Source organism: Phyllobacterium trifolii, from assembly GCF_014192095.1.
Taxonomy (GTDB): Bacteria; Pseudomonadota; Alphaproteobacteria; order Rhizobiales; family Rhizobiaceae; genus Phyllobacterium; species Phyllobacterium trifolii.
The window spans coordinates 1-23,004 of the sequence record NZ_JACHXN010000043.1; the positions used below are offsets into that span (position 1 = coordinate 1).

Genomic DNA, 23,004 nt, shown 5'->3' on the forward strand with positions numbered 1-23,004 from the left:
GTTGATAGGCCGGGTGTGGAAGTGCGGCAACGCATGAAGCTTACCGGTACTAATAGCTCGATTGGCTTGATCATTCTCATTACTCATATCCATCTGACGCAGTCAGATGAATTGGATTTGTCTCACGCGCCGTATCGCACCTCTGGTGCGGGCGCTGCGACAGCGCGGCCAACAATGGCCGACGCACTAGCGTGCTGTACGGGAACTCCTTCTGGCAACAGTCCAGAAAGAATTACCCATGCAGACCGATAGGTCGTCGTGCCGGATGGCACGCCCTCGCGGAGCACAGCCCTGAGCTTGTCGAAGGGCGCTCGTGCGTGAGCGATATAATCAAAACCAAAAAACTCCAGCTTCTCATTTGTATCGCATGCGCCTGAAAAACCGCATGCGTGAACGTTGCGCTTTGCTGACCTGGTGGTTACAGCGGGGTGGCTGCACCCGATCCCATTCCGAACTCGGCCGTGAAACGCCCCTGCGCCAATGGTACTTCGTCTCAAGACGCGGGAGAGTAGGTCGCTGCCAGGTCTGCCAAACGCAACGTTCATAAACAAATCTCACAACAAACACACAGACATTCTAAAAGGCCGCACATGCGGCCTTTTGCTTTTGCCGGTCAAACAAAGTAAGATCGCACTTACGCAAAAACAGGCAAAACGGCAAACAATCCGGTCAATCCGGATGGTGACGCAGGGTGGAGCAGCACCCGTCCGGCTCGACAAAGCGCTCTTCGCTTTTGAGGCCGGACAAACGGAAAAATCCGGGCTGCAGCGGCACCTTGCCGTATCTTGGTGGCGCGGGGTGGAGCAGCCCGGTAGCTCGTCAGGCTCATAACCTGAAGGTCACAGGTTCAAATCCTGTCCCCGCAACCAAATCATTCCCACAAAAACACGCATCGGCGCCCATCGCGCAAACAACCTTGCTCGCCAGGCTCAGAACCCGAAGGGTGGGCAACGTCCGGCAATGCCGGCAAATCAGTCCAGTGCACCGATTTGACACCCGAACGGGCAAATCCTGTCCCCGCACATCATTCCAGCTTCTCATTCGCCGAACATCAAAAACAAAAACCCCGCATCAAGCGGGGTTTTTGCGTTTGCGGTTCCTCACACAACCGAAATCCTCAGTCGAACCTCACAGCCGTTGTATTCGCACCGCAGATGAGAACTGCCACCCGCTCATCTGGTGCCGGAACATATTTGCCAGAAAGCAGCGCCGCGAAGGCGGCGGCACCGCCCGGCTCAGCAACGATGCGTATCTTGTCCCAGAGAGCCCGCTGCGCTGAGCGAATATCGTCATCAGAGACGAGCACCGAGCGGTCGACGAAAGCCTGGGCGATTGGAAACATCAGTTTGCCCACCTGTTTCGGAGCCAGCGAATCGGCGGCAATGCCTTCCGCCGGCGCATCGACGGGCTGACCGGCTTGAAGTGCCATATGAAGTGTCGGCGAGCCGTCAGGTTCAACGGCGACGACTTTCACCCGGCCTCTGAACCATGCAGCGATGCCGCCGATCAGCCCGCCGCCGCCAACCGCAACCAAGAGTGTCGTTATACCGGGAAGATCAGCTTCGATCTCGGTAGCGAGAGTGCCCTGACCGAGCAGCGTCTCGGGTTGGTCATAGGCATGGACGGCCAAGGCGCCATTATCTTCGACAAATTTCTCACTCGCGGCCAAGGCGTCGGCGTAGCGATCGCCGCCGATGACGAGAGCTGCGCCATAGCTGCGGATGCGTTCAGCCTTTGCCGGGGAGGTGACGCCCGGTACGAAGATCGTTGCGGGTACGCCTAGCCGCATCGCGGCGTAGGCGACCGCAGCGCCATGATTGCCACCGGATGCTGCCGTGACACCAGCCTCCGGAAGGGAGCGGGTCATGAGATTGGTGAAAGCACCGCGCGCCTTGAACGAGCCTGAGTGCTGCAAATATTCCAGCTTGAGATCGACCGGACGCGGTGCAAGCCCGAAATCAATCATGTCGACGCGCAACGTTGGTGTGTGACGGATATGCGGACGGATCAACCGCTCTATCTCGGCAATTCGTTCAGGTGTGATCAGGGAGTTCATGGGATTCTCGCTTGAAGGACGGTGCGGAGAATAGTGGTGACGAAGTCTGAGACGCAAGTGCAAACGATTGATCATTGGCTAACCCGCATGAAACCGTCATTGACTCCAATCGTGTCCGGGAGTACGAATTCACAAAAGAGCAGTAAAACTACATTTGCGGGTCTTAAAATCTTGCGTGAAGGGAGGCGTGACCCAGCTATGAATGAAATTCGCCTCCAATCATCGAACAGGCTTCCTTCCGACGAGCAGCGCGAACATTTGATGGTGCGCGTCGCCAAGCTTTATTATGACCTTGAATGGACACAGGGCGATATCGCCGCCGAACTCGGCTTGACCCGCTGGCAGATCGGCCGGCTGCTGACCGAGGCGAGGGAGCTTGGCGTTGTCCGCATCGAGATCACTCCAAGGGTCATGCGCAGGACTGATCTCGAAGTGCGATTGCAGCAGCAATATCGCCTCAAAGACGCGATTGTCGTTCCGTCCGGGGATATGACGGATTCTGCGCTATTGACCGAACGCGTGGCACAGGCAGCGGCGACCTATCTTGCCGGGCTCACACCGAAATCCGAACTGATCGGCGTTTCCTGGGGCCGCACCATGTCTGCTGTTGCGCGATTTTTGCCGAGCAACTGGAACCCGGGTGTGCATGTGGTGCTGGTCAATGGCGCGACCAATCTGCGTTCGACGTCGACGCATTCAAGCGCGGTTGCGGAAGAATTTGCCCGCGCCGCCAACGGGATCGCGACCTTGCTGCCGGTGCCGGCAATTGTCGGCAAGAAAAGCACGCGCGAGGTGCTGGAAGAAGACCCGATCATCGAGCGTGTGCTGCAACTCGCCATGCAGGCGGATGTCGTGTGCTTCAGCATGGGCGGCATCAACCATCAGTCGGTACTACTCAGCAACGGCTATCTTGACGAGGCTGATATGGACAGGCTGAAGGATGCGGGCGCCGTTGGCGACATACTTGGGCGGTTTGTCGATGAGAATGGCAGAATAATCGACGAGGCTATCGACGATCGCACCGTGGGCATGCGGCTCGAACATCTGAAGACCAAGCAGCAAGCCATCGGCGTGGTTGCGGGTGAAGACAAGCAACGGGTCGCCGTTGCAGCGCTGAAAGCGGGCTATGTGTCGGTCATCATCACCGACGAAGCAACAGCACTCTATGCATTGGAAAATCGAAATGGTGTCTGACACGCGTGAGGTGACGAATTGCCGTGTCGATCACAGGAAGGATCGCGCATGAACCGCCAGGATATTTTGGTATCAAAAGGGACGGACTTGGCAGTCCAGCATTCCCTAGCGCGCAACGCCGGCACCAAGCTCGCGCTTGACTGGTTTGACGATATCGCTGTCAACCGCTCGGCCACGGAGCGCCGCGCTGCGACGCTGACGACGCGCCGGACAGTGAAGAAGGAATATCAGGCGGCTTGGCTGATAAAGGCGATCACCTGCATCGATCTGACCACGCTTGCCGGCGACGACACGGCGGGTCGCGTCCATCGGCTTTGCGCCAAGGCAAGGCGTCCGGTGCGGGAGGATATACTCGAGGCTCTTGGCTTGGCCGATGCGAACATCACGACGGGTGCTGTTTGCGTCTATCCGACAATGGTGCCGCATGCGGTGAAGGCATTGCAGGGGTCCGGCATACCTGTGGCCTCGGTGGCAACTGGTTTCCCCGCTGGCCTCACGCCGCTGCCGCAGCGCCTTGCCGAGATCCACTATGCTGTGGGTGAGGGGGCCGCTGAAATCGACATCGTCATCACGCGCGAACACGTGCTGACCCAGAACTGGTCAGCGCTGTACGATGAGATCGCGCAGATGCGGGAAGCCGCAGGCGATGCACATCTGAAGGCGATCCTGGCGACCGGCGATCTTAACACGCTGCGCAATGTCTATCGCGCTTCGATGGTTGCGATGCAGGCCGGCGCCGATTTCATCAAGACATCGACGGGCAAGGAGGAAGTGAATGCCACGCTTCCAGTCAGCCTGATCATGCTGCGCGCCTTGCGCGACTATGGCGAATTGTCGGGCCAGACTGTCGGCTTCAAGCCGGCAGGCGGCATGAAGACCGCCAAGGACGCGATGAACTGGCTGATCCTGATGAAGGAAGAACTGGGCCTGCCATGGATGCAGCCTGAGCTTTTCCGCCTCGGTGCGAGTTCGATGCTCGGCGATATCGAACGGCAGCTGGAACATTATGTGACGGGCCGCTACGCCGCGTCTTCGCGCCACGCCCTCGCTTAAGGAACAAAATCATGGGACAGATCAAGGACATCCTTCGCACCATGGAATATGGCCCAGCTCCGGAGAGCAATATTGACGTTCAGGCATGGCTCGATGCCAACAAAAAGGGCTTCGGTCATTTCATCAATGGCAAATTTACCGGCAGTGAAGGCCTGAAGACCTTCGCAGTGATCAATCCGGCCAACGCAAAAGTGCTGGCAAAGGTTGCCAACGGCACGGCCGAGGATGTCGACGCTGCTGTCAAGGCCGCACGCGCTGCCTTCGGCAAGTGGTCCAAATTGCCGGGCCATGAGCGCGCCAAATATCTCTATGCCATCGCCCGCCATATCCAGAAGCGTGAGCGCTTCTTCTCGGTGCTCGAGACCATGGACAATGGCAAGCCCATTCGCGAGACACGCGACATCGATATCCCGCTTGTTGCCCGGCATTTTTACCACCATGCCGGCTGGGGCGAGATGGTCGAGACCGAGTTCGAAGGCTTCTCTCCGGTCGGCGTGTGCGGGCAGGTGATCCCGTGGAATTTCCCGCTGTTGATGCTGGCGTGGAAGATCGCTCCGGCGTTGGCAGCCGGTAACACGGTCGTCCTCAAGCCGGCGGAATTGACGCCGCTGACGGCAATTGCCTTTGCCGAAGTTTGCCATGAAATTGGCCTGCCTGCCGGTGTTGTCAATATCGTGCATGGCGATGGTTCAACCGGCGCACTGATTTGCGGCCACGAGGATATCGACAAGGTCGCGTTTACTGGTTCGACCGAAGTTGGCCGCATCATTCGCGAACAGATCGCCGGCTCGGAGAAAAAGCTGTCGCTGGAGCTCGGCGGCAAGTCGCCGTTCATCGTCTTCGAAGATGCGGACATGGACGGGGCGGTGGAAGGTGTCGTCGATGCCATCTGGTTCAACCAGGGCGAAGTCTGCTGCGCCGGTTCGCGCATCCTCGTGCAGGAAGGTATCGCGGAACGGTTTTACAACAAGCTGCGCAAGCGCATGGAGACGCTGCGCGTCGGCGATCCGCTGGACAAGACCATGGATATCGGCGCGCTTGTCTCGGCAGGGCAGTTGAAACGCGTTTCGGCACTGGTCGAGCGGGGCAAGGTTGAGGGCGGCACGTTGTGGCAGGCACCGGTTACACTGCCCGCCAAGGGCAGCTATTTTGCCCCCGGCTTCTTCACCGATGTCGAACCTGCGTCAACGGTCTGCGAAGTCGAAATCTTTGGTCCAGTCGCCACGGCGACCACCTTCCGCACCCCGGACGAGGCCATAGCGCTTGCCAACAACACGAAGTACGGGCTTGCCGCATCGATCTGGTCGGAGAATATCAATCTTGCGCTCGATATGGCTGCTCGTGTCAAGGCCGGTGTCGTCTGGATCAACTCGACCAACCTGCTCGATGCCGGCGCCGGTTTCGGCGGTTACCGCGAAAGTGGTTTTGGCCGTGAAGGTGGCCGTGAGGGACTCTATGAGTATCTGACAGCCGATTGGGAAAAGCGGCTGCCGCTGGCAAAATCGGAACCGGCGTTCAAGCCTTCAGCGGCACCTGATGGAGATGCGAAGGTCGCGGCCGGCGGCACAATCGACCGCACGGTGAAGAACTATGTCGGCGGCAAGCAGGCGCGTCCGGACGGCGGTTACAGCTATTCGGTGCTGGGCAAGGGCGAACAGGTCATTGGCCAGGCCGGACTCGGCAACCGCAAGGACATTCGCAACGCCGTCGAGGCGGCGGCCAAAGCCGGCACATGGGGTGGCGCGACAGCGCATAACCGCGCCCAGGTGCTGTACTACCTCGGCGAAAACCTGAGCGCGCGTCAGGCCGAATTCGAGGAACTGCTGGCGATAAGTACCGGCGTTTCGGCAAAGGCTGCAGCCGAGGAGTTTGCCGTCGCGCTCCGCCGCATCTTCTACTACGCTGCCCAGGCAGACAAATATGATGGTGCGGTTCATTCGACCAAATCACGCCATGTGACATTGGCGATGAACGAGCCTTGGGGTGTCATGGGTATCGTGTGCCCCGACGAATTGCCGCTGCTGTCGTTCGTATCTCTGGTCTTGCCGGCGATTGCCATGGGCAACCGCGTGGTCACCGTGCCCTCGACGCGGCATCCGCTATTGGCAACCAGTCTCTATCAGGTGATCGACACGTCAGACCTTCCGGGCGGCGTGGTCAACATCGTTACCGGCGAGCGCGATGTTCTGGCTAGAACATTGGCCGAGCATGATGAGGTCGATGCGATCTGGTATGTCGGCTCGAAGGAGGGAAGCACGATGGTGGAGAAGGCTTCGTGCGGGAATCTCAAGGCGACATGGGTCAGTAATGGACGCCAACGCGATTGGCTCAGTCCTCAAGGCCAGGGCAAAGACTATCTGCGACGCGCCGTGCAGGTGAAGAACATCTGGGTTCCCTATGGCGAGTAAAATCGGCCAGCGCTTGCGGCTCTCTATCGTCGTTTATTTGTGGCGGTAGAGCCAAAGCGTCAGCGGCGCGAGAGTTATAGTCAGTAATATTGGCGCTATAAGCGCAGCGCCGAGCTGGGCGGCGGTCGCATTTCCGGCCATCAGACCGCGCATGGCAGTCGTCATCAGCGACACCGGATTGACATCGACGAAGACCCTCAACCAGCCCGGCATGGTCGCGGGATCAACCATGATGTTCGAGGCGAAGACCAGTGGCATAATGCCAGTAAAGGCCATCGTCATGACAGTGCTGGGCGTACGCATGACCAGCCCGAGCACCAGGAATATCCAGCCGAACCCAAACCCGATCACCACTAGCAGGAGGAGCGCTTCGATGACGCCTATGATGCCGCCTTCCGGCCTGTAACCGAGGAGGATGCCGATGAACAGGATAAGCAGCGAAGCAATCAGATGGCGCAGGATGTCGCCCACCATCAGGCCGGCGAAGGGTGACAGCGACCAGATCGGCAATGAACGGAACCGGTCGAACAGACCCTTGCCGAGATCGGTGCTCAGCCCCATGCCGGAGTACATCGAATTGAACACCACGGTCTGCACCAGAATGCCGGGAAGAAAATATTGCAGATAGGCCGCTGTAGAACCTGAAAGAGCGCCGCCGAACACGAAGGTGAACAACAGGGTGAACATGATCGGCGTCATGACCAGGTCAAAGAGCTGTTCCGGGACGTGTTTGAATTTCAGCACGGCGCGCCAGCCAAAGACGAGCGCATTGGACACCGCCGAAGGCTGGGCCGGACGGTCGGCATAGATGAGCGAAGTCGTTGCGGTTTCGTTATCCATCATGCTTCTCCCGGAGAAGGCTGGTTTTCGGTGATGTGCCCGGTCAAAGCGAAGAACACCTCGTCGAGGCTGGGCGCGCCCATCGAGAAATCGGCAAGTTCAATATTTGCGGCGATCAATGCGGCCAGACCCCGATTGGCGTTTTGCGGCGTATCAACCATCAGTGACAGCGCCGCGCCTTCAGAACTGCGTTGCACTTTGCTGCCGGTTATTTCCTCCAGCAGACGTTCGGCTTCCTCGATACGTGTTGCATCGACCAATGTCAGGTGCAGGAAGCCCGACCCCGTTGCCGCCTTGAGCTCACGGCTCGTGCCTTCCGCGATTTTCTTGCCGTGATCGATCACGGCGATGCGCGCGGCAAGCTGGTCGGCTTCCTCCAGGTATTGCGTCGTGAGAAGAATGGTTACGCCTGCCTCGGAGAGTGAGCGGATCATGCGCCAGACGCTCTTGCGCGCCATGGGGTCGAGCCCGGTCGTCGGCTCGTCGAGGAACAAGACGCCCGGCGTAACCACGAGCGAGGCCGCGATATCCAGCCGGCGCCGCATACCGCCGGAATAATCCTTGACCTGTTTGGCGGAGGCATCTGCAAGATCGAAGGCGGTGAGAAGATCGTCTGCCCGCTGCTTTACGGCTTGACCGCGAAATCCCCATAACCGCGCCAGCAGGATCAGGTTTTCACGTCCGGTCAGATCTTCGTCAAGCGAGGCAAACTGCCCGGTCATGGCGATGGAACCGCGTATCTCGTGCGGAGACTGCTTGAGATCAAAACCCAGTACCTTCGCAGAGCCTGCATCGGGCGGCAGCAGCGTCGCCAGCATGCGCAGCAATGTGGTCTTGCCGGCACCGTTCGGACCGAGGATGCCGAAGATCATGCCGCGAGGTACGTCGAGATCTATGCCATCCACGGCACGAACATCGCCGAAATGCTTTGAGAGGCCGCGCGCTTCGATTGCTGCAACGCTGGCCTCTTTCCGCGAAGTGTCATGCATAATTGCAATCCTTCTCCACTTACAAATTTCGTCGACTTGAAACGGCGGCAATTGGCTGCGAGCGTGAGGCGATACTGATAGCAACGCTATAACTGCATGTCAAAATGACACCGCTCCGCCATAGTTCGTACGAGAATCGGTTATATCTCGACCTGTCAGATGGATATAAATTCAATGATGGGCGCGTTGGGGCCGGGACAATGAACAGATACTCCTTCGGCTTCTGGATATTCGTTTTGTGCGCTATCGCCGTAAGCGGCGTGATTTATGGCGCGATATTCTATGATGACTGGTCGCTGATTGGCGCCGTTTTTGCCCTGTTTGTCTGTGTTCCGGTCATTGCCTTTGAGCGGGGACTGCTGCTGCCGCGTCTGAACGCCTGGGTTACATCTCTTTCGACCCCGGCCTATATTATTTTCTCCCTTCTCGTTTTCTATCTGATGGTCAGCGTGGCTTTCGCGGCCTGTGGCGGTCTGCTTTGGTCCTTGGGGCGTCTCAAGGCTATAACTTGGCAGGAGGCCGTCATTTTGCCGGCGGATATCTTGCTTTACACGATCGGGGTGTCGCTGATCCTCAGTTGTGTTACCCGCGTCCGCGAACTGCTCGGCCGTGACGTCTTCGCCAGCCTGCTTCTTGGCCGATACCGCAAACCCATCGAAGAAGAGCGGGTGTTCCTGTTCATCGATCTTGTCGGATCTACGTCTTTTGCCGAGGAATTCGGGGATCTGCGCGCGCAACGGTTTCTCAGCGCACTTTTTACGGCTTTTGCCAAACCGGTACGACAGTATCGAGGCACCATTGACGATTATATTGGTGATGCGGCGATTATAACCTGGCCGATGGCGCGCGGGTTGAGACAAGATAATTGCGTGAAGTGTGCGTTCGCGATCGTGGACGCGATCGAGGCCGACGCTGATAAATGGCTGCAGAAATTCGGCCAGGTGCCGCGTCTGCGCATAGCTCTGCATGGCGGGCCCATTGTCACCGCAGAAGTCGGAGTGGATCACCACAAGATCGCATATTTTGGCGATACCGTGAATACGACAGCACGTCTGGAAGGCTTGTGCCGTGCACTCGGCGTGCCGATATTGATTTCGAGTGATCTGGCGAAACGCCTGGATTTTTCCGGCGACATCAAAGCCGAATATCTCGGCCAGCATGCGCTGAAGGGCAGGGGACAGTCGCTCGGCGTCATGGCGCTGACGCGGGAGAAGGACCTTGCGCTAAAGCTGGTGGCTCGGAGTGCCTAACGTATATTCTGCCCTCGACAATTTCTGTCCACAAAGCGTCAAATCGGCGGATTGGGCGGTGACAGCGCTTGTGCGGTGCGATATGGTCTCCTTCGTCGAGGGTCTTCGATTTAGAATCAAGGGCCCTGTCAATTTGCGGGAGAGTGTCTTTGCACAGCAATGTGCAGGTCCACCGAAGGGGAAATCGCCCGAAATCTCTCAGGTAGCAAGAACCGCAAAAGGATAAGACAACTCTGGAAAGTCGAGGGAAACCTCGCGCCGAAGGTGTAAGTGCAGCCGGACGCAAGTCCTAAGCTGCGCGAGTCTCTCAGGCTTCCGACAGAGGGGCAAAGAAGCGGTCCGTCCTTGTGGCGGGGATCTTTGCACGACTCTGGAGTAAAAATGGGCGCTGAAAAAAACCTGAAATCATTGCCGCTTGACGATCTGCATAAAGCCGCCGGTGCGCGCTTTGGCGGGTTTGCGGGCTGGTCCATGCCCATCACCTATCCGTTGGGGGTGATGAAAGAGCATCTGCATACGCGCGAGAAAGCCGGGCTGTTCGATATCTCGCACATGCAGCTGTTCGATATTGCAGGACCCGGAACAGCGGCGCTGCTTTCCCATATTTGCCCGTTAGATGCAGATGCCCTGGCTACAGGGCAATCCAAGTATACATTCTTCCTCAACGAGCAGGCGGGAATTCTCGATGATCTGATTGTCACGAGATTGGGCGGAGACCATTTCATGGTCGTCGCCAATGCCGGCAATGCAGCCGCTGACGAAGCGCATTTGCGCGACGTTGCGAAAGGCTTTGACTGCAGGATCAATGCGCTCGATCGCGTATTCCTGGCAATTCAGGGACCGCAAGCGGTGGATGTGCTGCGTGTGGCCGGAGTTCCCGGAACAGAGCTTGCATTCATGCATGGCTTCGAGCCGAAGCCTGGCTGGTTCATGAGCCGCTCGGGCTATACGGGCGAGGACGGTTTCGAGATCGGCCTGCCAGCAGATGATGCGCGCGAACTCGTGACCGCGCTTCTTGCAGACGAACGCGTGGCGTGGGTTGGCCTCGCCGCGCGTGACAGTCTGCGACTGGAGGCCGGCCTCTGCCTGCACGGCCATGATATCACGCCGGAGATAGATCCCGTCGATGCAGGTCTTACCTGGGCGATCTCCAAGCCAGTGCGTGAAAAGGCAGGGTTCATCGGCGCCAAAGCTCTGCTCGACAAGATCACCAAGGGCGCGGCACGAAAACGCGTGGGTCTGAAACCCGATAGCCGCCAGCCGGTGCGGTCTGATTCCATTCTGGTCGATATCCACGGCAATGTGGTCGGTGTGGTGACATCGGGCGGTTTCGGGCCCTCGGCAGGCTTTCCTGTTGCGATGGGCTATGTCGGCAAGGATTTCGGCCCCATCGGTACCCAGGTTTTCGCTGAAGTGCGCGGTAACCGCATTGCGCTCCACGTTCATTCACTTCCCTTCACTCCACACCGCTATCACAAAGGATAATTCAGATGGCAGCCACTTATTTTACCGAAGATCACGAATGGGTCCGCGTCGAGGATGGCATCGCCACCGTCGGCATTACCGATCATGCGCAGGACCAACTCGGCGATCTCGTCTTCGTTCAATTGCCGGATGTCGGTCAATCCTTGTCGAAGGGCGATGCCGCTGTTGTGGTGGAATCGGTCAAGGCGGCTTCGGATGTCTATGCGCCGCTGGACGGCGAAGTGACCGAAGTCAATGAAGCGACAGCAAGTGATCCCGCGCTGGTCAATTCCTCGGCAACCGGCGATGGCTGGCTATGGAAGATGAAATTGTCCGACACGGACCAGTTGACCGGTTTGCTTGACGAAGCCGGTTACAAAGCGATTATTGGTTGATCGATCATGAATAAAGGCATTTTTCCGTTTTCCGACCGCCATATCGGCCCGAGCATACAGGGTTCGCGCGCAATGCTGGCGGCACTAGGCATTCCCTCGCTGGAAACGCTGATTTCACAGGCTGTACCGAAATCCATTCGTCTGGAACGGCCGCTGAACATTCCCGAAGCTGCCAATGAGGCGGAAGCACTGGTAGAACTTAGCCTCAAGATGGGTCAGAACAAAACCCATAAGAGCTTCATCGGGCAGGGCTATCACGGCACGCACGTCCCTGCGGTCATCCAGCGCAATCTTTTTGAAAACCCCGCGTGGTACACGGCCTATACGCCCTACCAGTCAGAGATAAGTCAGGGACGGCTCGAGTTGCTGTTCCATTTCCAGACGCTAGTTGCAGAATTGACGGGCTTGCCGGTTGCATCCGCATCGCTGCTGGATGAGGCGACCGCAGTAGCGGAAGCCGTTGGCATCGCCTACCGTCACCATCGCGAAAAGCGCAACCGCATCGTGCTTGCCGGAGAGGTGCATCCGCAGATTCTCGATGTGGTCAGGACCCGCGCCGAGCCTCTTGGCATGAGCGTGAACGGCGGCGAGATCGATGCCAGCGTAGCGGCGGTCATCGTGCCGTGGCCTGACACCTATGGCGTCTACGGCGATCACTCGGCGATCATCAAGGCTGCAAAAGCAGCCGGCGCGCTGGTTATTGCAGTCGCGGATCCCCTCGCACTGACGATCACAGCTTCCCCCGCTTCGCTTGGCGCGGACATTGCCGCTGGTTCCATGCAGCGTTTCGGTGTTCCGATCGGCTATGGTGGACCGCATGCAGCATATCTCGCAGTGAGCGAAAATCTTACCCGGCTTATTCCGGGACGTCTGGTTGGCCAGTCGGTAGACAGCAAGGGACGACCGGGTTACCGCCTTGCCTTGCAGACCCGCGAACAGCATATCCGCCGCGATAAGGCGACATCGAATATCTGTACCGCGCAGGCACTGCTTGCCAATATGGCGGTGTCCTTCGCCATCTGGCATGGCCCGCAAGGACTTCAGGCTATCGCAGCCCAAGTTCATGCAAGAGCTGCGCGTCTTGCAGCGGGACTTGAGGCTGCCGGCCTCCAGCTTGGCGGCGAACGCTTCTTCGATACGATAACGGTCGGTGTCCCCGGCAGGGCGGCTTCCATTGCTGACGGTGCCGAAAAGGGCGGGCGCTTGCTCCGGGTCATTGATCAGGACCGACTCGGCATTACCGTTGACGAGACCACAACGGACGGGGACCTCAGCGCACTTGCAGCGCTGTTCGGTGCAAGCTTGCCGAATGATCCCGGCGTAAAGCTGCCTAGCACGAGACAGGCTGAAGGGTTCATGACCCAGGCCGTGTTTCATCAGCAGCGTTCCGAAACCGAGATGATGCGTTTCCTGCGCCGGCTTGCCGACAAGGACCTGGCACTTGACCGCGCCATGATCCCGCTGGGTTCCTGTACGATGAAGCTCAACGCTGCGGCAGAAATGCTGCCCGTCAGCTGGCAAAGCGTTGCCAACGTGCACCCATTTGCGCCAGCCGATCACGCGCTCGGGTATAAATCGCTGACGGATGATCTTGAAGCGTGGCTGTCCGAGATTACCGGATTCGATGCGGTTTCCCTGCAGCCGAATGCAGGCAGTCAAGGCGAATATGCGGGCTTGCTTGCCATCCGCCGCTACCATCTCGACCGCGGTGACGATCATCGCGATATCTGCCTCATTCCTGAATCGGCGCATGGCACCAACCCGGCCAGCGCGCACATGGCAGGCATGCGCGTGGTCGTCGTTGCCTGTGAAGAAGCGGGTGATATCGATCTCGACGATCTGACGGCCAAGGCTCAGATGCACAGTGAAAACCTCGCAGCGCTGATGATCACCTACCCCTCGACGCATGGTGTGTTCGAGGAGGGCGTGAAAGATATTTGCGCGGTTATCCACGGCCATGGCGGACAGGTTTATTTCGATGGCGCCAACCTTAATGCGCTGGTTGGTCTGGCTCGTCCCGGCGATATCGGTGCTGATGTTTGTCATATGAATCTGCACAAGACCTTCTGCATTCCGCATGGCGGAGGCGGCCCGGGTGTAGGGCCAATCGGTGTCAAAAAGCACTTGGCACCATTCCTGCCTGGGCATGTCGCTAACGGTTCAGGGCATGCGGTGTCGGCTGCACCGTTTGGTAGCGCCTCGATTCTACCGATTACGTGGATGTATATCCGCATGATGGGCGGCGACGGATTGAAGCGTGCCACGGAAATGGCAATCCTCAATGCCAATTACATTGCCGAACGGGTGAAGGATACCTATCCCGTGCTATTCCAGGGGCGCAATGGCCGTGTGGCGCATGAGTGTATCCTCGATACGCGGGTATTGAAGGACAGCGCTGGGATCAGCGTCGAAGACATCGCCAAACGGCTCATCGACTATGGGTTTCACGCGCCAACCATGTCCTGGCCGATTGCTGGAACGCTGATGGTCGAACCTACCGAGTCGGAATCGAAACGTGAGATCGACCGGTTCTGCGACGCGATGATTGCCATTGCCAACGAGGCGGCAAAAGTCGCGAGCGGTGAGTGGCCAAAGGACGATAATCCGCTGGTCAACGCACCCCATCCTGCCAGTGACGTTCTGGCCGATGATTGGTCACATCCTTACAGCCGCAGCGAGGCAAGCCTGCCGGCTGGCGAAAGCGAAGACAACCCGAAATACTGGCCTCCGGTTTCGCGCATCGACAATGTTGCTGGCGACCGTAATCTGGTTTGCTCTTGCCCGCCGATGCAGGCTTATAGCTAAATCTTGACCATTGCTGCGGCGCTGGGACGTATCCCGGCGCCTCAGCACTTCAGTCACCAGTTTGGTGTGAGGTGCAATTCTTCATTGCTGTTGCCCTTGACGGGAACGAGTTCCGTTGCCAGCTGACGCAATGCCAGCGGTAAGGCCTGCAAGTCGTTGGATTCAAAGGAAAGATGCGGCAGTTGCTTGGAGATAAGTTCGGCGACGATCCGTGCTTGCTGTCCGTCCCGCATACGCTTGGCCGCATCGCGATCGACACGCCGTGACAACCACAATTTATGCAGCGCGAAGGCCCGGGGGTCTGGACAAGAATAGGCCAACGGGTAGCCTCGCTCATCGATTACTACAGCCTGCGTTTTCGGACTGTTGACCAGCCAGGATAGCCCCTCGATTTCGATCGCCTGCAGATCGTCGGCATCAGCGCTGAAACGTGTCTTTTCTTTTGATGACATGACGTCTTTCGGTACGGGTTTGATGAGGTCCACAAGAAAACCGTCCCGGTTCGCTGCCCTATAGCCGTTCTTTGCCAAAGGCACGAAGGAATGGTCGATTTTCTGCAGAAGGCCGATCAATCCCTTGTGGGAAAAATCCTTGGTTATCAGCCGCAGGCTGAACCGCGAATCCATCAAGAGGTCGACATCCTGCGTCGAAAGCAATCCGCTGGTGATGTGAACGGCAGCCATGCGTTCATAGACAAACAGCGCATTGGTGCCGACAACATCAACGGCCGTGCCGATGAGACCGAGCTTGTCGAGCGCACGGATGATACGTGCCGTCAAAAGCGGTACACGACCCAAAGCCATGGCCCGATTTACCGGAGCCAACTCATCCAGACGTTGTGCCAGACGCGCTACGCGTTCCTTGGAGTTGTCACGGCCGGCGTGGAACTGGTTATAGATCGTCTCGGTCTCAGGCGATCGGGCGCCCAGGGACTTCCATATTCCACTGGTTTTTTTGTAGAGATATTCCTTATCGTTCGTGCTTTTCTTCCACGACATCGACCCGGAAAAGCGCTGCTCATATTCCTTCAGGCTAGTCCGATAGACCTCGTAGGCCTGCGCAGTATCGATGTGCTGGCGAATCTGTTCTGATGATAATTCATTGAATTTACTCATCTTATCCCTATTAGGAAACGAATGAAGCGTGAAAGGGATAATATCATATCTATTGGAGATTAAAATGCTGATTTACAACGCATTATCCCTAGTCTGATAAAATTATGCTCACAGAGGGATAATGTGAGGCTTTTCATCGCATTGGGCCCACTTCCGCCAACTCTAACGACGAAGCACATATACTACGATCTGAGTGGCTTGAAGGCCGGCCTGATTTCATAGTGACTTTCATAATTAAACTTATGGATTTTAGTTAACAAAATCAAGTGGTTAAGGAAAGACTAGTCAAGCACGGGCTCTTTTAGCACCAAGGCATCCGCCTACCAAAGACCCGTGGTTTCAGTATCCAGGACAATCACGCGTTTTCTCGTGTGTGGACACTCGGCAATTCCATGTGAATTCTTCCCCTTCCCGGCTTTTTTTCCAACAGGGTCTCAAAGAGGGCCAGACACATTGCCCAGCCCTTTGGGTTACCACGCAGAGGACGTTCCGATTAGTCGGTGCTTAATTGATCAGCCGACATCTTGCCTGATTTTTTATCCTGAACCATTTCGTAGCTGATTTTCTGTCCGTCGTTGAGCCCACGCAATCCAGCGCGCTCGACGGCTGATATATGTACGAATACATCAGCACCGCCGCTGTCAGGCTGAATAAAACCAAACCCTTTTGTGGAGTTGAACCATTTCACTGTACCTGTAGCCATTCTTCGCTTCCCCTCTGTTGGAAACGACAACTTATCGAGGGTGGGATAAAGGATCAAGCCGCAGCGTACCGAGGAGAATTTGGTGCAGACCACTATTCGTTATCGTGCCGAAGTCGAGGAACAAACTTTACAACCTCTTGAATTGAGGTGACCCTTTGGCAACCCGCAACGGCTCTCGATGTCCTCCAAATAAGAGACAAGGCTTCCTCAATCTGCTTACGTGGGGACAGCTACGGCTACACCTCAAAGATCAGCTATGTGTTTTTCGATTTCGTCAACAAAACGAGTTAGTTTTTGTCGCTTCAGAGAGACTATAAATTCGGCTGCCGACAGCCCTGTTTTCCGCAAATTTCGTCTGGCGTTTGCGGTTACGGCGAGGACAGCTTCAGGCCATTGAGAATAAAGGTCGATCAGAAATTGGTCAGGCGTCTTCCTTGCTAATCCGTGCTTGGAGAGTTCTTTCGAGGGGAAATCCCGAACGTTCCAAGTTACGATCTGAGATGCGCCTGCCCTAATCGCCGCAGCCACGACGTGCCGATCGTCCGGGTCCGGAAGTGCAATGCCAGGAATGAGGTTTTCATAGCCCGACACTGTAGCATCAGGTAGTACGGCGTTCATTAGTTTCCGTGTTTTTGTCAGGCGCTCTTCCGAAAGCTCTGGCGTGTTAGCTATCAGATTTCTGATCCATTCATCATGAATCTCGTCGGTCCAGCGCGCGTCCACTAACCGATCGACAGCACAATAAATCAGGAGATTGCGGAGGTGAAATGGATAAAGAACGCAGGCGTCATAAATTGCAACCTGAGGGTTAAAGGGCATGATCGCGCATGAGTTCTTCGGTATCGTTTGCTAGTGCGTCAAGAGCGGATTGTTGAGCATCAATCTTTGACTTGAGCGCCAGAACATCTCGAAGTTTTGCACGCCGGTGTTTGCCAACATAGCGAAACGGAAGATCCCCAATTTCCATCCTATGCACGACCAAAGGGCGAGAAATTCCAAGAACACGGGAAACATCATTGGGGCTCAACTCTTGGTCCTCAGTCAGGATCGCGACTTCCTCTCCGCGAGCCAAGTGATCCAATAGAACTTCGATTATTTCGTTGACTTCACGGGGCAAAGCTACGGTTTCCGTAGTTTTTGATCCGGTTCGAAGGCGCAATTCAACCTCACTGCCCTTGCCTGGGACAAAGCCAATCTGCTTCCGGTCGTGGTCCTGAAGCTTCCTAAATTGTAAAATCTGGGTGGTCATCGGTTATCTCCATAATCGACTTATATACGACAATGGTGATCTAACTGCAATAACTGAAAGCCTTAAATGTCTAGTGGCTCGAGTTCGTTGTTGGTCCTATATAAGGTGCGTTACCGTGCTCCGATCCAGCACCACTCTAGAACGGAATTTCATCATCGAGGTCGCGTTCGAAATTACTGCTGTAATCGCTGCCGGCTGGCTGTTCGCCAAACCTGCCGCTATCGACGTTTTTCTCTTCATCAGCAGGATTGCTCTCCGCACCATCCTTGCTGCTGTCGAGAATCTTCAATTCGCCGCGGAATTTCTGCAGGACTATTTCGGTGGTGTAACGGTCATTGCCTTTCTGGTCCTGCCACTTGCGAGTCTGCAAGGTGCCTTCCAGATAGACCTTCATGCCCTTTTTCAGATACTGTTCAGCAAGCTTGGCAAGGTTGTCATTGAAGATAACAACACTATGCCACTCGGTTTTTTCCTTGCGTTCGCCGCTCGCCTTGTCACGCCAGCTTTCAGAGGTGGCAATGCGAAGATTGGCAACGGCATCTCCGCTGCCCAAAGGGCGGATTTCCGAATCAGCACCGAGGTTGCCGATGAGTAAATGCAAGCGATTTTAATGGAGCTAGACCACGCATACCCGTCTCAAAACGGTCAGTGAGTTATGCGATTTACAATGCCTTACCGCTCTGTTCCATTTAAATTGCCTATAGCAATTGAAAACCCATAACATATTGAAATCACAATAGAAAAAAGAAAAATGATAGGGTATTGGGATGGCAGGATAGGACTTTTCGTGATACGAAATGTCCGTGTGCCCCTGCCGGGCGGGCTTAAAGTCGTTCCGGCAGTCACCCGATGGGTGCCCGGAACGTGAATTAAGCGAAGGAAGACGGTCAGTGTCGAGGAACAAGGTCAAGACTCACGTCATCCATGCACGTCTCAGCCAGGACGAGAACCTGCGTTTCCGGATGTTCTGCGACGAAAACGGCCTGACGGCGAGCGAAACCTTGCGGCGCATGGCGCGGGAGGCGGGTGGTTTTGGCCCCACATTCGATGGCGAAACGCGAAATGCCGTTTTGGATTATGCCAAACAGTTGCGGTCGATCGGCGTCAACATCAACCAGATTGCGCGCATTCTCAACTCCGGTCGCACGCCGGACTACGCTACGCTGCAGGCTGGCATCGGCCGTCTCACGCAAGAGCTGATCGCTCAGGATGAGGACTATGTTTCCCTGTGTGCCAGAGCCCGCAAACGCGCCAAGCGGCAGGTAACAATCGATCATGGCTGATCTGTTTGCCGGCCTCGAGGCGCTTTCCTTTCGGCGCCGATCGCGTCGTCAGGCCGCGATCGAAGCGACCCTCATCCAGGTGGGCGGAATCGGTAACAAGCCCAAGCCGAAGAGACGCAACAAGAGCCCGGCAGTATCGGGATCGCCGAGCGGAAAACCACGCACCGGCGGCAAGCCGCGGACGGGGTTTGGTCCAATCGACGCCTCGCTCAATGACGAATGGGAGAAGCGCCGTTTTCTGCAGGTGGCTGGCGGCGGTGGCGGAACGGGCGTGTCACGCACCGGATCCGAAGCCAGACCTGGGGCAGCGGGTGACGCTTCGGCTTTCACCGCAAGACCTGCCGCAGACAACCTCAATGCGAGGGTGCGGGTGGCGTCAGGATCGCAGGCGGCCGTGGTCAAGATTGCCAGTTATGCCGCTGGCGGCAGCCGCGTTCGCGCCTTGGTTCAATACCAGAGCCGGGGCGGCGAGCTGCCGCTTGAGCGTGAAAACGGCAGCAAGATTGCAGGGTCCGAAGGGGTGGCGGCATTGGCAACTGAATGGACCAATGCGGGGCCGGAGCGCGAGCCGACCAAGGATGTTCTGCGGCTGACCCTCACCATTGAGGGGGAACACTATCGGGGCGGCGCGGGGCTCTCCGCCATTGAAGCCGGCTTGAGACACGCCTTGCCCGGTCATCGCTTTGCCTTTGCTGCGGAGGACAGGGCGGACGGCACCACGCATGTCGATCTGGTGATGAGCGCCGCGGCCCGCCGTCAGGGCGAGACCGCCAAGGCCATGCGCATTTTCGACAACCGCAAATCACTGTCGCAGCTGGAGGAGCGCCTTGACCAGTCATTCGGTACAGACACCGATCTGGACGTGCATGGCTTTGCCCACGGCGTTGAGGGTACAGCCCGTTATCTCACCCAGTTGACCCGCGGCGGAACCAGAGTGGCGCAAACCATGCGCCTGGAAAGGAATGGCAGCTTTGCCGGGAGCAGCACGTTGATCGGCCATGACGCCAATCTGAAGGAAGCCCGCGACTGGAAGCGGGATCTGCGCAGCCAGGAGCAACGTGATGTCGCCCATATCATTTTGAGCGCCAAGCCCGGTACCGACAGCCGAGCCTTTGTTGAGGCGGCACGCGCCATGCTGGCGCGAGAGTTTGCCGGTCACAAATACGCCTTTGCCCTGCATGAGGACCGTCAACACAGCCACATTCACGCCGTCGTCAAAATGAAGGCCGAGACCGGCGAGCGGCTTGACCCGAAGATCCCGGATTTGCAGCGCTGGCGCGAGACGCTGGCACATGAGGCTCGCGAGCGCCATATCCCGATGGAAGCGCTCAGCCGTTTCGAACGCGCCAATCCGCCCGGCTACAAGCTGAAAGATATCCGCCGTGTTGAGCGCGGCATTGCGCCGGACAATGTGCGCCGGCGTGTTGATGCGGTGCGTGACCGTGCCGTCCATGTGCCGGTCCGCGAAGAGGGAAAGCAGCGGGCGAGTGCCGCACTTCAGGGCTGGCGCGAGGTCGAGGCGATCACTGCGAAACAGAGCTTGGAACCGGTCCTGGCGGCGGGCGCAACCCGCCTTTACCGTGCCGATCGCCCGGGCGCCGCATTAACAAGTGCGCCACTGTTCACCCGCGACCGCGAAGCGGCCACGCGCATGGCAAAACGTACGGGCGGCAGCGTATCCTATATTGACGTGTCGCCGACGCAGCTGTCCGGACTAAAACCCGCACACACCGATGCCTTTAATCAGTTCGTTGTCAGTCCGGAACTTGCCGCACACCGCAAGCCGCTCGACCAGCCTGCCCCAGCAACAATCCTGGAATTCAAAGACCGCGCGACGAGAGCCGTTATGGGAGCGGCGCAGCGCGCCACGCCCCGTCCTATTGATACGACAGGAGAGAGAAACGACATGGCCAATTTGCAGACGATGAGAGCCACATTCGACGACATGAATACACAGCTTAATATCGTTGAACAGAACCTGCCGGCAGACAAGTTGCCGGAGCTCGCCGCGGTTCGAAAGAAGCTTGAGGCAAATCAGCGTGATATGATTGCCGCTCAGGAGAACATCGAACGCAAACGCGGATCCGTCGAAGGTGACAAATATGTCGAGCCGAAGCGACACGACTTTGGCAATTTCGTGTCCGAAAAACGCGGCGAAACCATCCGCTATTCCCGCCTTCACGAAGATAGCGAGATTGGCAAGACCGCCTTTGTCGATACCGGCAAAAAGGTGGAGATCCACGAATGGAAGGACCGGCAAGCGATGCTTGCCGCCATGAAGGTGTCGGCCGAAAAATGGGGCAGTCTGACCGTTACCGGTACCAACAGCTATAAAGCGCTTGTTGTCGAGCTTGCGGCCGAGCATGGTTTCCAGATCGCCAACCCCGAACTGCAGTTTCAGCTCAAGCACGAGACCGCCCGTCTCGAGCGCCTGGGGACCGAGCCTCCGGGCTTCGCTGCCGGCACTATCGAGAAGCCAGTTGTACCGACCGAGGGGCAGGTGTTGCCACCGGCGCAGCCGGCTGCGCAGGCGGTGGAAAAACCCCTTCGCACGGAGGCCGAAATCAGCCTTGCTCTCGATACTATTCGCGTAAGGACAGAGAACGAAGCTGTCCGTGAAACCCGTCAGGCAGACACGTCAACGCAAACCAACGAGAAGCCGTTCGACGGTGGCGGCAGCGATGATCACGCCTATCGCACACAGTCCGAGGCCGGTGCAGCGCGGCGCGCTGAAAACGCGGTTGAGCTCGATCCAACACGGCCAATGCCGGCCGATGTCAATCAATCACTGGAGGTCGAACGCTTGGCACGGGACCAGGCGGAACTCCTGAAGGGAAAACGCGAAATCGAGAAGGTCGAGTCGCAAAAGAAGGTGCATCGCCAGAAGCAATAGATGCCCTACCTATCCCGATCGATTTTCCTATGCCGATCGGGACACTCCAACAGGGTTCGCATTGCGAATGCGGCCCATCTTTGTCTTGAAATTTTTCCTGCCGAGAACTTCGAACCTGGGGCTTTAGATGATGTCTCTTTTCATCGCCTCCAGGAAGTGGATGACGTCACCGACCAAGCGGTCATCCCAAACATCATTGTGACCAAAGCTTTCGTAAATCAGCATCTGTTTAGGCTCAGGCGCGATGCGATATAGCGCCTCGCCCGAATACAGCGGGATGATGTCGTCATGCCGACCGTGGATGAACAGCTTCGGTTGCCTCACCTTCGCTATTTTGAGATCTGAGCGGAAGGGATCCTTGAGAAGAAGCGGAACCGGGAAATACGGGTAATACGTCTGGGCGAGCGACAGGACCGATAGATAGGCGGACACAAGGATGACGGCGATAGCCGGCCTTTGACCGGCCGTGTCGACGGCGACGCCGCTGCCCAGCGACTGGCCTAGCACAACGATCTCGCTTTCGGAGCGAACCGAAAGCCAGTCGAACGCAGCAATACCGTCAGTCAATAGCCCGTTCTCGCTTGGCGAGCCGGTCGATCCCGGATAGCCGCGATAGGAAATCGCTAGGAGGCCAACGCCCCGCGCGGCCAGCGCCTGGGCGAGGAAGCCGTAGTTGCTGACTCGGTCAGCGTTTCCGAGGAAGAACAGCACCGACGGCTTGCCGGATTCACCCTGGCTGTAGAGACCATGAAGTGTCTCCCCGTCGGGCGTCCGGATGGATACGTTTTCTCCCCAGCTCGCGGCCTCAGGAGCAAGTGTCGCGCCGGCGCCGGGATAGAGGAGGGTGCGCTGTGAAAGATACATCAGGCCGACGAGCGACACGTAGGCGAAGGCCGCCATCAGCGACAAGGTCAGCAGGAGCTTTGTGGCGCTCAGGACAAGATGTCCATCAGCAGGGTCGGTCAAAAGTCAAGAACCTCTTCAGCTGCAAACTCGACCCGTTCCTAATAAATCGGAACCGCGTCGTCCTTGGCCTGAACATCGGAAGGGCCAAATGCACGGCATTTTTTCAGAATAGACAGCTTCACCCTGGGAGCAGGTAAGGTCAACGTCGAATAATCGCGACTTGCATAAAGCCGCCCCTTAATCGATGCCACAGAGGCGGTAATAGAAGTTCCATAATTAAGCTTATGCAACTTTCCTGTGTAGCCGGGGTGGGTTCAAGGATGAAGCGCGACTTGCGATAGATAACAATGGTTTATCACGCGCAAGGACTTGCCCATGGAACGCACCTACTCCCAGATCGA

General features: G+C 57.2%; 18 protein-coding genes, 1 tRNA gene, 2 rRNA genes and 1 riboswitch. Of the genes, 12 read left to right on the top strand and 9 right to left on the bottom strand.

The window, feature by feature from the left end:
* The 3 genes from FHS21_RS29515 to FHS21_RS29525 form a co-directional block, all read left to right on the top strand.
* Positions 1-74, top strand: a 23S ribosomal RNA gene (locus tag FHS21_RS29515); the annotation flags it as partial.
* A gap of 336 nt (positions 75-410) precedes the next feature.
* Positions 411-525 (top strand): 5S ribosomal RNA (gene rrf / locus FHS21_RS29520).
* Between the two features lie 267 nt (positions 526-792).
* Positions 793-869 (top strand) — tRNA-Met (locus tag FHS21_RS29525).
* A 248-nt stretch (positions 870-1,117) separates the two neighbouring features.
* On the opposite strand, the gene FHS21_RS29530 is transcribed toward FHS21_RS29525, so the two are convergent.
* Positions 1,118-2,056, bottom strand: coding sequence for a threonine/serine dehydratase (locus FHS21_RS29530; protein WP_112532229.1), 939 nt, complete (start codon positions 2,054-2,056; stop codon positions 1,118-1,120).
* Positions 2,057-2,254: 198 nt separating this feature from the next.
* Here FHS21_RS29530 and FHS21_RS29535 point away from each other — a divergent pair, with 198 nt between their 5' ends.
* The 3 genes from FHS21_RS29535 to FHS21_RS29545 are packed head-to-tail and all read left to right on the top strand — an operon-like array spanning position 2,255 to position 6,711.
* A complete protein-coding gene (locus FHS21_RS29535; RefSeq protein WP_112532230.1) occupies positions 2,255-3,250 on the top strand; it encodes a sugar-binding transcriptional regulator in 996 nt (331 codons plus the stop codon).
* A 48-nt stretch (positions 3,251-3,298) separates the two neighbouring features.
* Positions 3,299-4,303: a deoxyribose-phosphate aldolase gene (deoC, locus tag FHS21_RS29540; RefSeq protein ID WP_162702116.1), complete on the top strand. Its 1,005-nt coding sequence runs from the start codon at positions 3,299-3,301 to the stop codon at positions 4,301-4,303.
* A gap of 11 nt (positions 4,304-4,314) precedes the next feature.
* Positions 4,315-6,711, top strand: coding sequence for an aldehyde dehydrogenase family protein (locus FHS21_RS29545; protein ID WP_162702118.1), 2,397 nt, complete (start codon positions 4,315-4,317; stop codon positions 6,709-6,711).
* A gap of 33 nt (positions 6,712-6,744) precedes the next feature.
* On the opposite strand, the gene FHS21_RS29550 is transcribed toward FHS21_RS29545, so the two are convergent.
* Both FHS21_RS29550 and FHS21_RS29555 read right to left on the bottom strand, forming a co-directional pair.
* Entirely contained in the window at positions 6,745-7,554 is an 810-nt protein-coding gene (locus FHS21_RS29550) for an ABC transporter permease (protein ID WP_376772242.1), read from the bottom strand.
* Positions 7,551-8,540, bottom strand: coding sequence for an ATP-binding cassette domain-containing protein (locus FHS21_RS29555; RefSeq protein ID WP_112532232.1), 990 nt, complete (start codon positions 8,538-8,540; stop codon positions 7,551-7,553). The genes FHS21_RS29550 and FHS21_RS29555 overlap by 4 nt, the downstream gene beginning before the upstream one ends.
* Before the next feature lie 200 nt (positions 8,541-8,740).
* On the opposite strand from FHS21_RS29555, the gene FHS21_RS29560 reads away from it, so the two are divergent.
* The 4 genes from FHS21_RS29560 (at position 8,741) to gcvP (ending at position 14,454) form a co-directional block, all read left to right on the top strand.
* Entirely contained in the window at positions 8,741-9,790 is a 1,050-nt protein-coding gene (locus FHS21_RS29560) for an adenylate/guanylate cyclase domain-containing protein (RefSeq protein ID WP_183665664.1), read from the top strand.
* A gap of 126 nt (positions 9,791-9,916) precedes the next feature.
* Positions 9,917-10,015, top strand: a riboswitch (glycine riboswitch).
* 156 nt (positions 10,016-10,171) lie between these two features.
* Positions 10,172-11,275, top strand: coding sequence for a glycine cleavage system aminomethyltransferase GcvT (gene gcvT / locus FHS21_RS29565; protein ID WP_112532234.1), 1,104 nt, complete (start codon positions 10,172-10,174; stop codon positions 11,273-11,275).
* A 5-nt stretch (positions 11,276-11,280) separates the two neighbouring features.
* Entirely contained in the window at positions 11,281-11,649 is a 369-nt protein-coding gene (gene gcvH, locus FHS21_RS29570; RefSeq protein WP_112532235.1) for a glycine cleavage system protein GcvH, read from the top strand.
* A gap of 6 nt (positions 11,650-11,655) precedes the next feature.
* A complete protein-coding gene (gene gcvP, locus FHS21_RS29575) occupies positions 11,656-14,454 on the top strand; it encodes an aminomethyl-transferring glycine dehydrogenase (protein ID WP_183665666.1) in 2,799 nt (932 codons plus the stop codon).
* Positions 14,455-14,507: 53 nt separating this feature from the next.
* On the opposite strand, the gene FHS21_RS29580 is transcribed toward gcvP, so the two are convergent.
* The 5 genes from FHS21_RS29580 to ssb all read right to left on the bottom strand — a co-directional run bounded on the left by FHS21_RS29580 (position 14,508) and on the right by ssb (position 18,122).
* The gene (locus tag FHS21_RS29580) at positions 14,508-15,569 is read right to left on the bottom strand and encodes a GSU2403 family nucleotidyltransferase fold protein (RefSeq protein ID WP_112532237.1); all 1,062 of its coding nucleotides are present in this window, start codon (positions 15,567-15,569) and stop codon (positions 14,508-14,510) included.
* Positions 15,570-16,062: 493 nt separating this feature from the next.
* Positions 16,063-16,272, bottom strand: a complete 210-nt coding sequence (locus tag FHS21_RS29585) for a cold-shock protein (RefSeq protein ID WP_112532238.1) — start codon at positions 16,270-16,272, stop codon at positions 16,063-16,065.
* A gap of 243 nt (positions 16,273-16,515) precedes the next feature.
* Entirely contained in the window at positions 16,516-17,091 is a 576-nt protein-coding gene (locus tag FHS21_RS29590; protein ID WP_112532239.1) for a PIN domain-containing protein, read from the bottom strand.
* Entirely contained in the window at positions 17,081-17,521 is a 441-nt protein-coding gene (locus FHS21_RS29595) for a MerR family transcriptional regulator (protein WP_112532240.1), read from the bottom strand. Before FHS21_RS29595 ends, FHS21_RS29590 begins: the two co-directional genes overlap by 11 nt.
* A gap of 136 nt (positions 17,522-17,657) precedes the next feature.
* Entirely contained in the window at positions 17,658-18,122 is a 465-nt protein-coding gene (gene ssb / locus FHS21_RS29600; protein ID WP_183665668.1) for a single-stranded DNA-binding protein, read from the bottom strand.
* A gap of 289 nt (positions 18,123-18,411) precedes the next feature.
* On the opposite strand from ssb, the gene mobC reads away from it, so the two are divergent.
* Positions 18,412-18,804 (top strand): plasmid mobilization relaxosome protein MobC, encoded by a 393-nt coding sequence (gene mobC / locus FHS21_RS29605; protein WP_162702119.1) that lies wholly within the window; start codon positions 18,412-18,414, stop codon positions 18,802-18,804.
* On the top strand, positions 18,797-21,697 hold the full coding sequence (locus tag FHS21_RS29610; RefSeq protein WP_183665670.1) for an LPD7 domain-containing protein: 2,901 nt from the start codon (positions 18,797-18,799) through the stop codon (positions 21,695-21,697). The genes mobC and FHS21_RS29610 overlap by 8 nt, the downstream gene beginning before the upstream one ends.
* Before the next feature lie 123 nt (positions 21,698-21,820).
* Here the strand turns inward: FHS21_RS29610 and FHS21_RS29615 are convergent, their stop codons facing one another.
* The gene (locus FHS21_RS29615; protein ID WP_162702121.1) at positions 21,821-22,633 is read right to left on the bottom strand and encodes an alpha/beta hydrolase; all 813 of its coding nucleotides are present in this window, start codon (positions 22,631-22,633) and stop codon (positions 21,821-21,823) included.
* Between the last annotated feature and the right edge of the window lie 371 nt (positions 22,634-23,004).

Excerpts from the sequence above, each read along its gene's own strand:
- gcvP (WP_183665666.1), top strand. The coding sequence starts at position 11,656 with ATGAATAAAGGCATTTTTCCGTTTTCCGACCGCCATATCGGCCCGAGC.
- FHS21_RS29590 (WP_112532239.1), bottom strand. The coding sequence starts at position 17,091 with ATGCCCTTTAACCCTCAGGTTGCAATTTATGACGCCTGCGTTCTTTAT.
- FHS21_RS29580 (WP_112532237.1), bottom strand. The coding sequence starts at position 15,569 with ATGAGTAAATTCAATGAATTATCATCAGAACAGATTCGCCAGCACATC.
- FHS21_RS29530 (WP_112532229.1), bottom strand. The coding sequence starts at position 2,056 with ATGAACTCCCTGATCACACCTGAACGAATTGCCGAGATAGAGCGGTTG.
- FHS21_RS29550 (WP_376772242.1), bottom strand. The coding sequence starts at position 7,554 with ATGATGGATAACGAAACCGCAACGACTTCGCTCATCTATGCCGACCGT.
- gcvH (WP_112532235.1), top strand. The coding sequence starts at position 11,281 with ATGGCAGCCACTTATTTTACCGAAGATCACGAATGGGTCCGCGTCGAG.
- FHS21_RS29585 (WP_112532238.1), bottom strand. The coding sequence starts at position 16,272 with ATGGCTACAGGTACAGTGAAATGGTTCAACTCCACAAAAGGGTTTGGT.
- FHS21_RS29560 (WP_183665664.1), top strand. The coding sequence starts at position 8,741 with ATGAACAGATACTCCTTCGGCTTCTGGATATTCGTTTTGTGCGCTATC.
- FHS21_RS29545 (WP_162702118.1), top strand. The coding sequence starts at position 4,315 with ATGGGACAGATCAAGGACATCCTTCGCACCATGGAATATGGCCCAGCT.
- deoC (WP_162702116.1), top strand. The coding sequence starts at position 3,299 with ATGAACCGCCAGGATATTTTGGTATCAAAAGGGACGGACTTGGCAGTC.
- gcvT (WP_112532234.1), top strand. The coding sequence starts at position 10,172 with ATGGGCGCTGAAAAAAACCTGAAATCATTGCCGCTTGACGATCTGCAT.
- FHS21_RS29535 (WP_112532230.1), top strand. The coding sequence starts at position 2,255 with ATGAATGAAATTCGCCTCCAATCATCGAACAGGCTTCCTTCCGACGAG.
- FHS21_RS29595 (WP_112532240.1), bottom strand. The coding sequence starts at position 17,521 with ATGACCACCCAGATTTTACAATTTAGGAAGCTTCAGGACCACGACCGG.
- FHS21_RS29555 (WP_112532232.1), bottom strand. The coding sequence starts at position 8,540 with ATGCATGACACTTCGCGGAAAGAGGCCAGCGTTGCAGCAATCGAAGCG.
- FHS21_RS29610 (WP_183665670.1), top strand. The coding sequence starts at position 18,797 with ATGGCTGATCTGTTTGCCGGCCTCGAGGCGCTTTCCTTTCGGCGCCGA.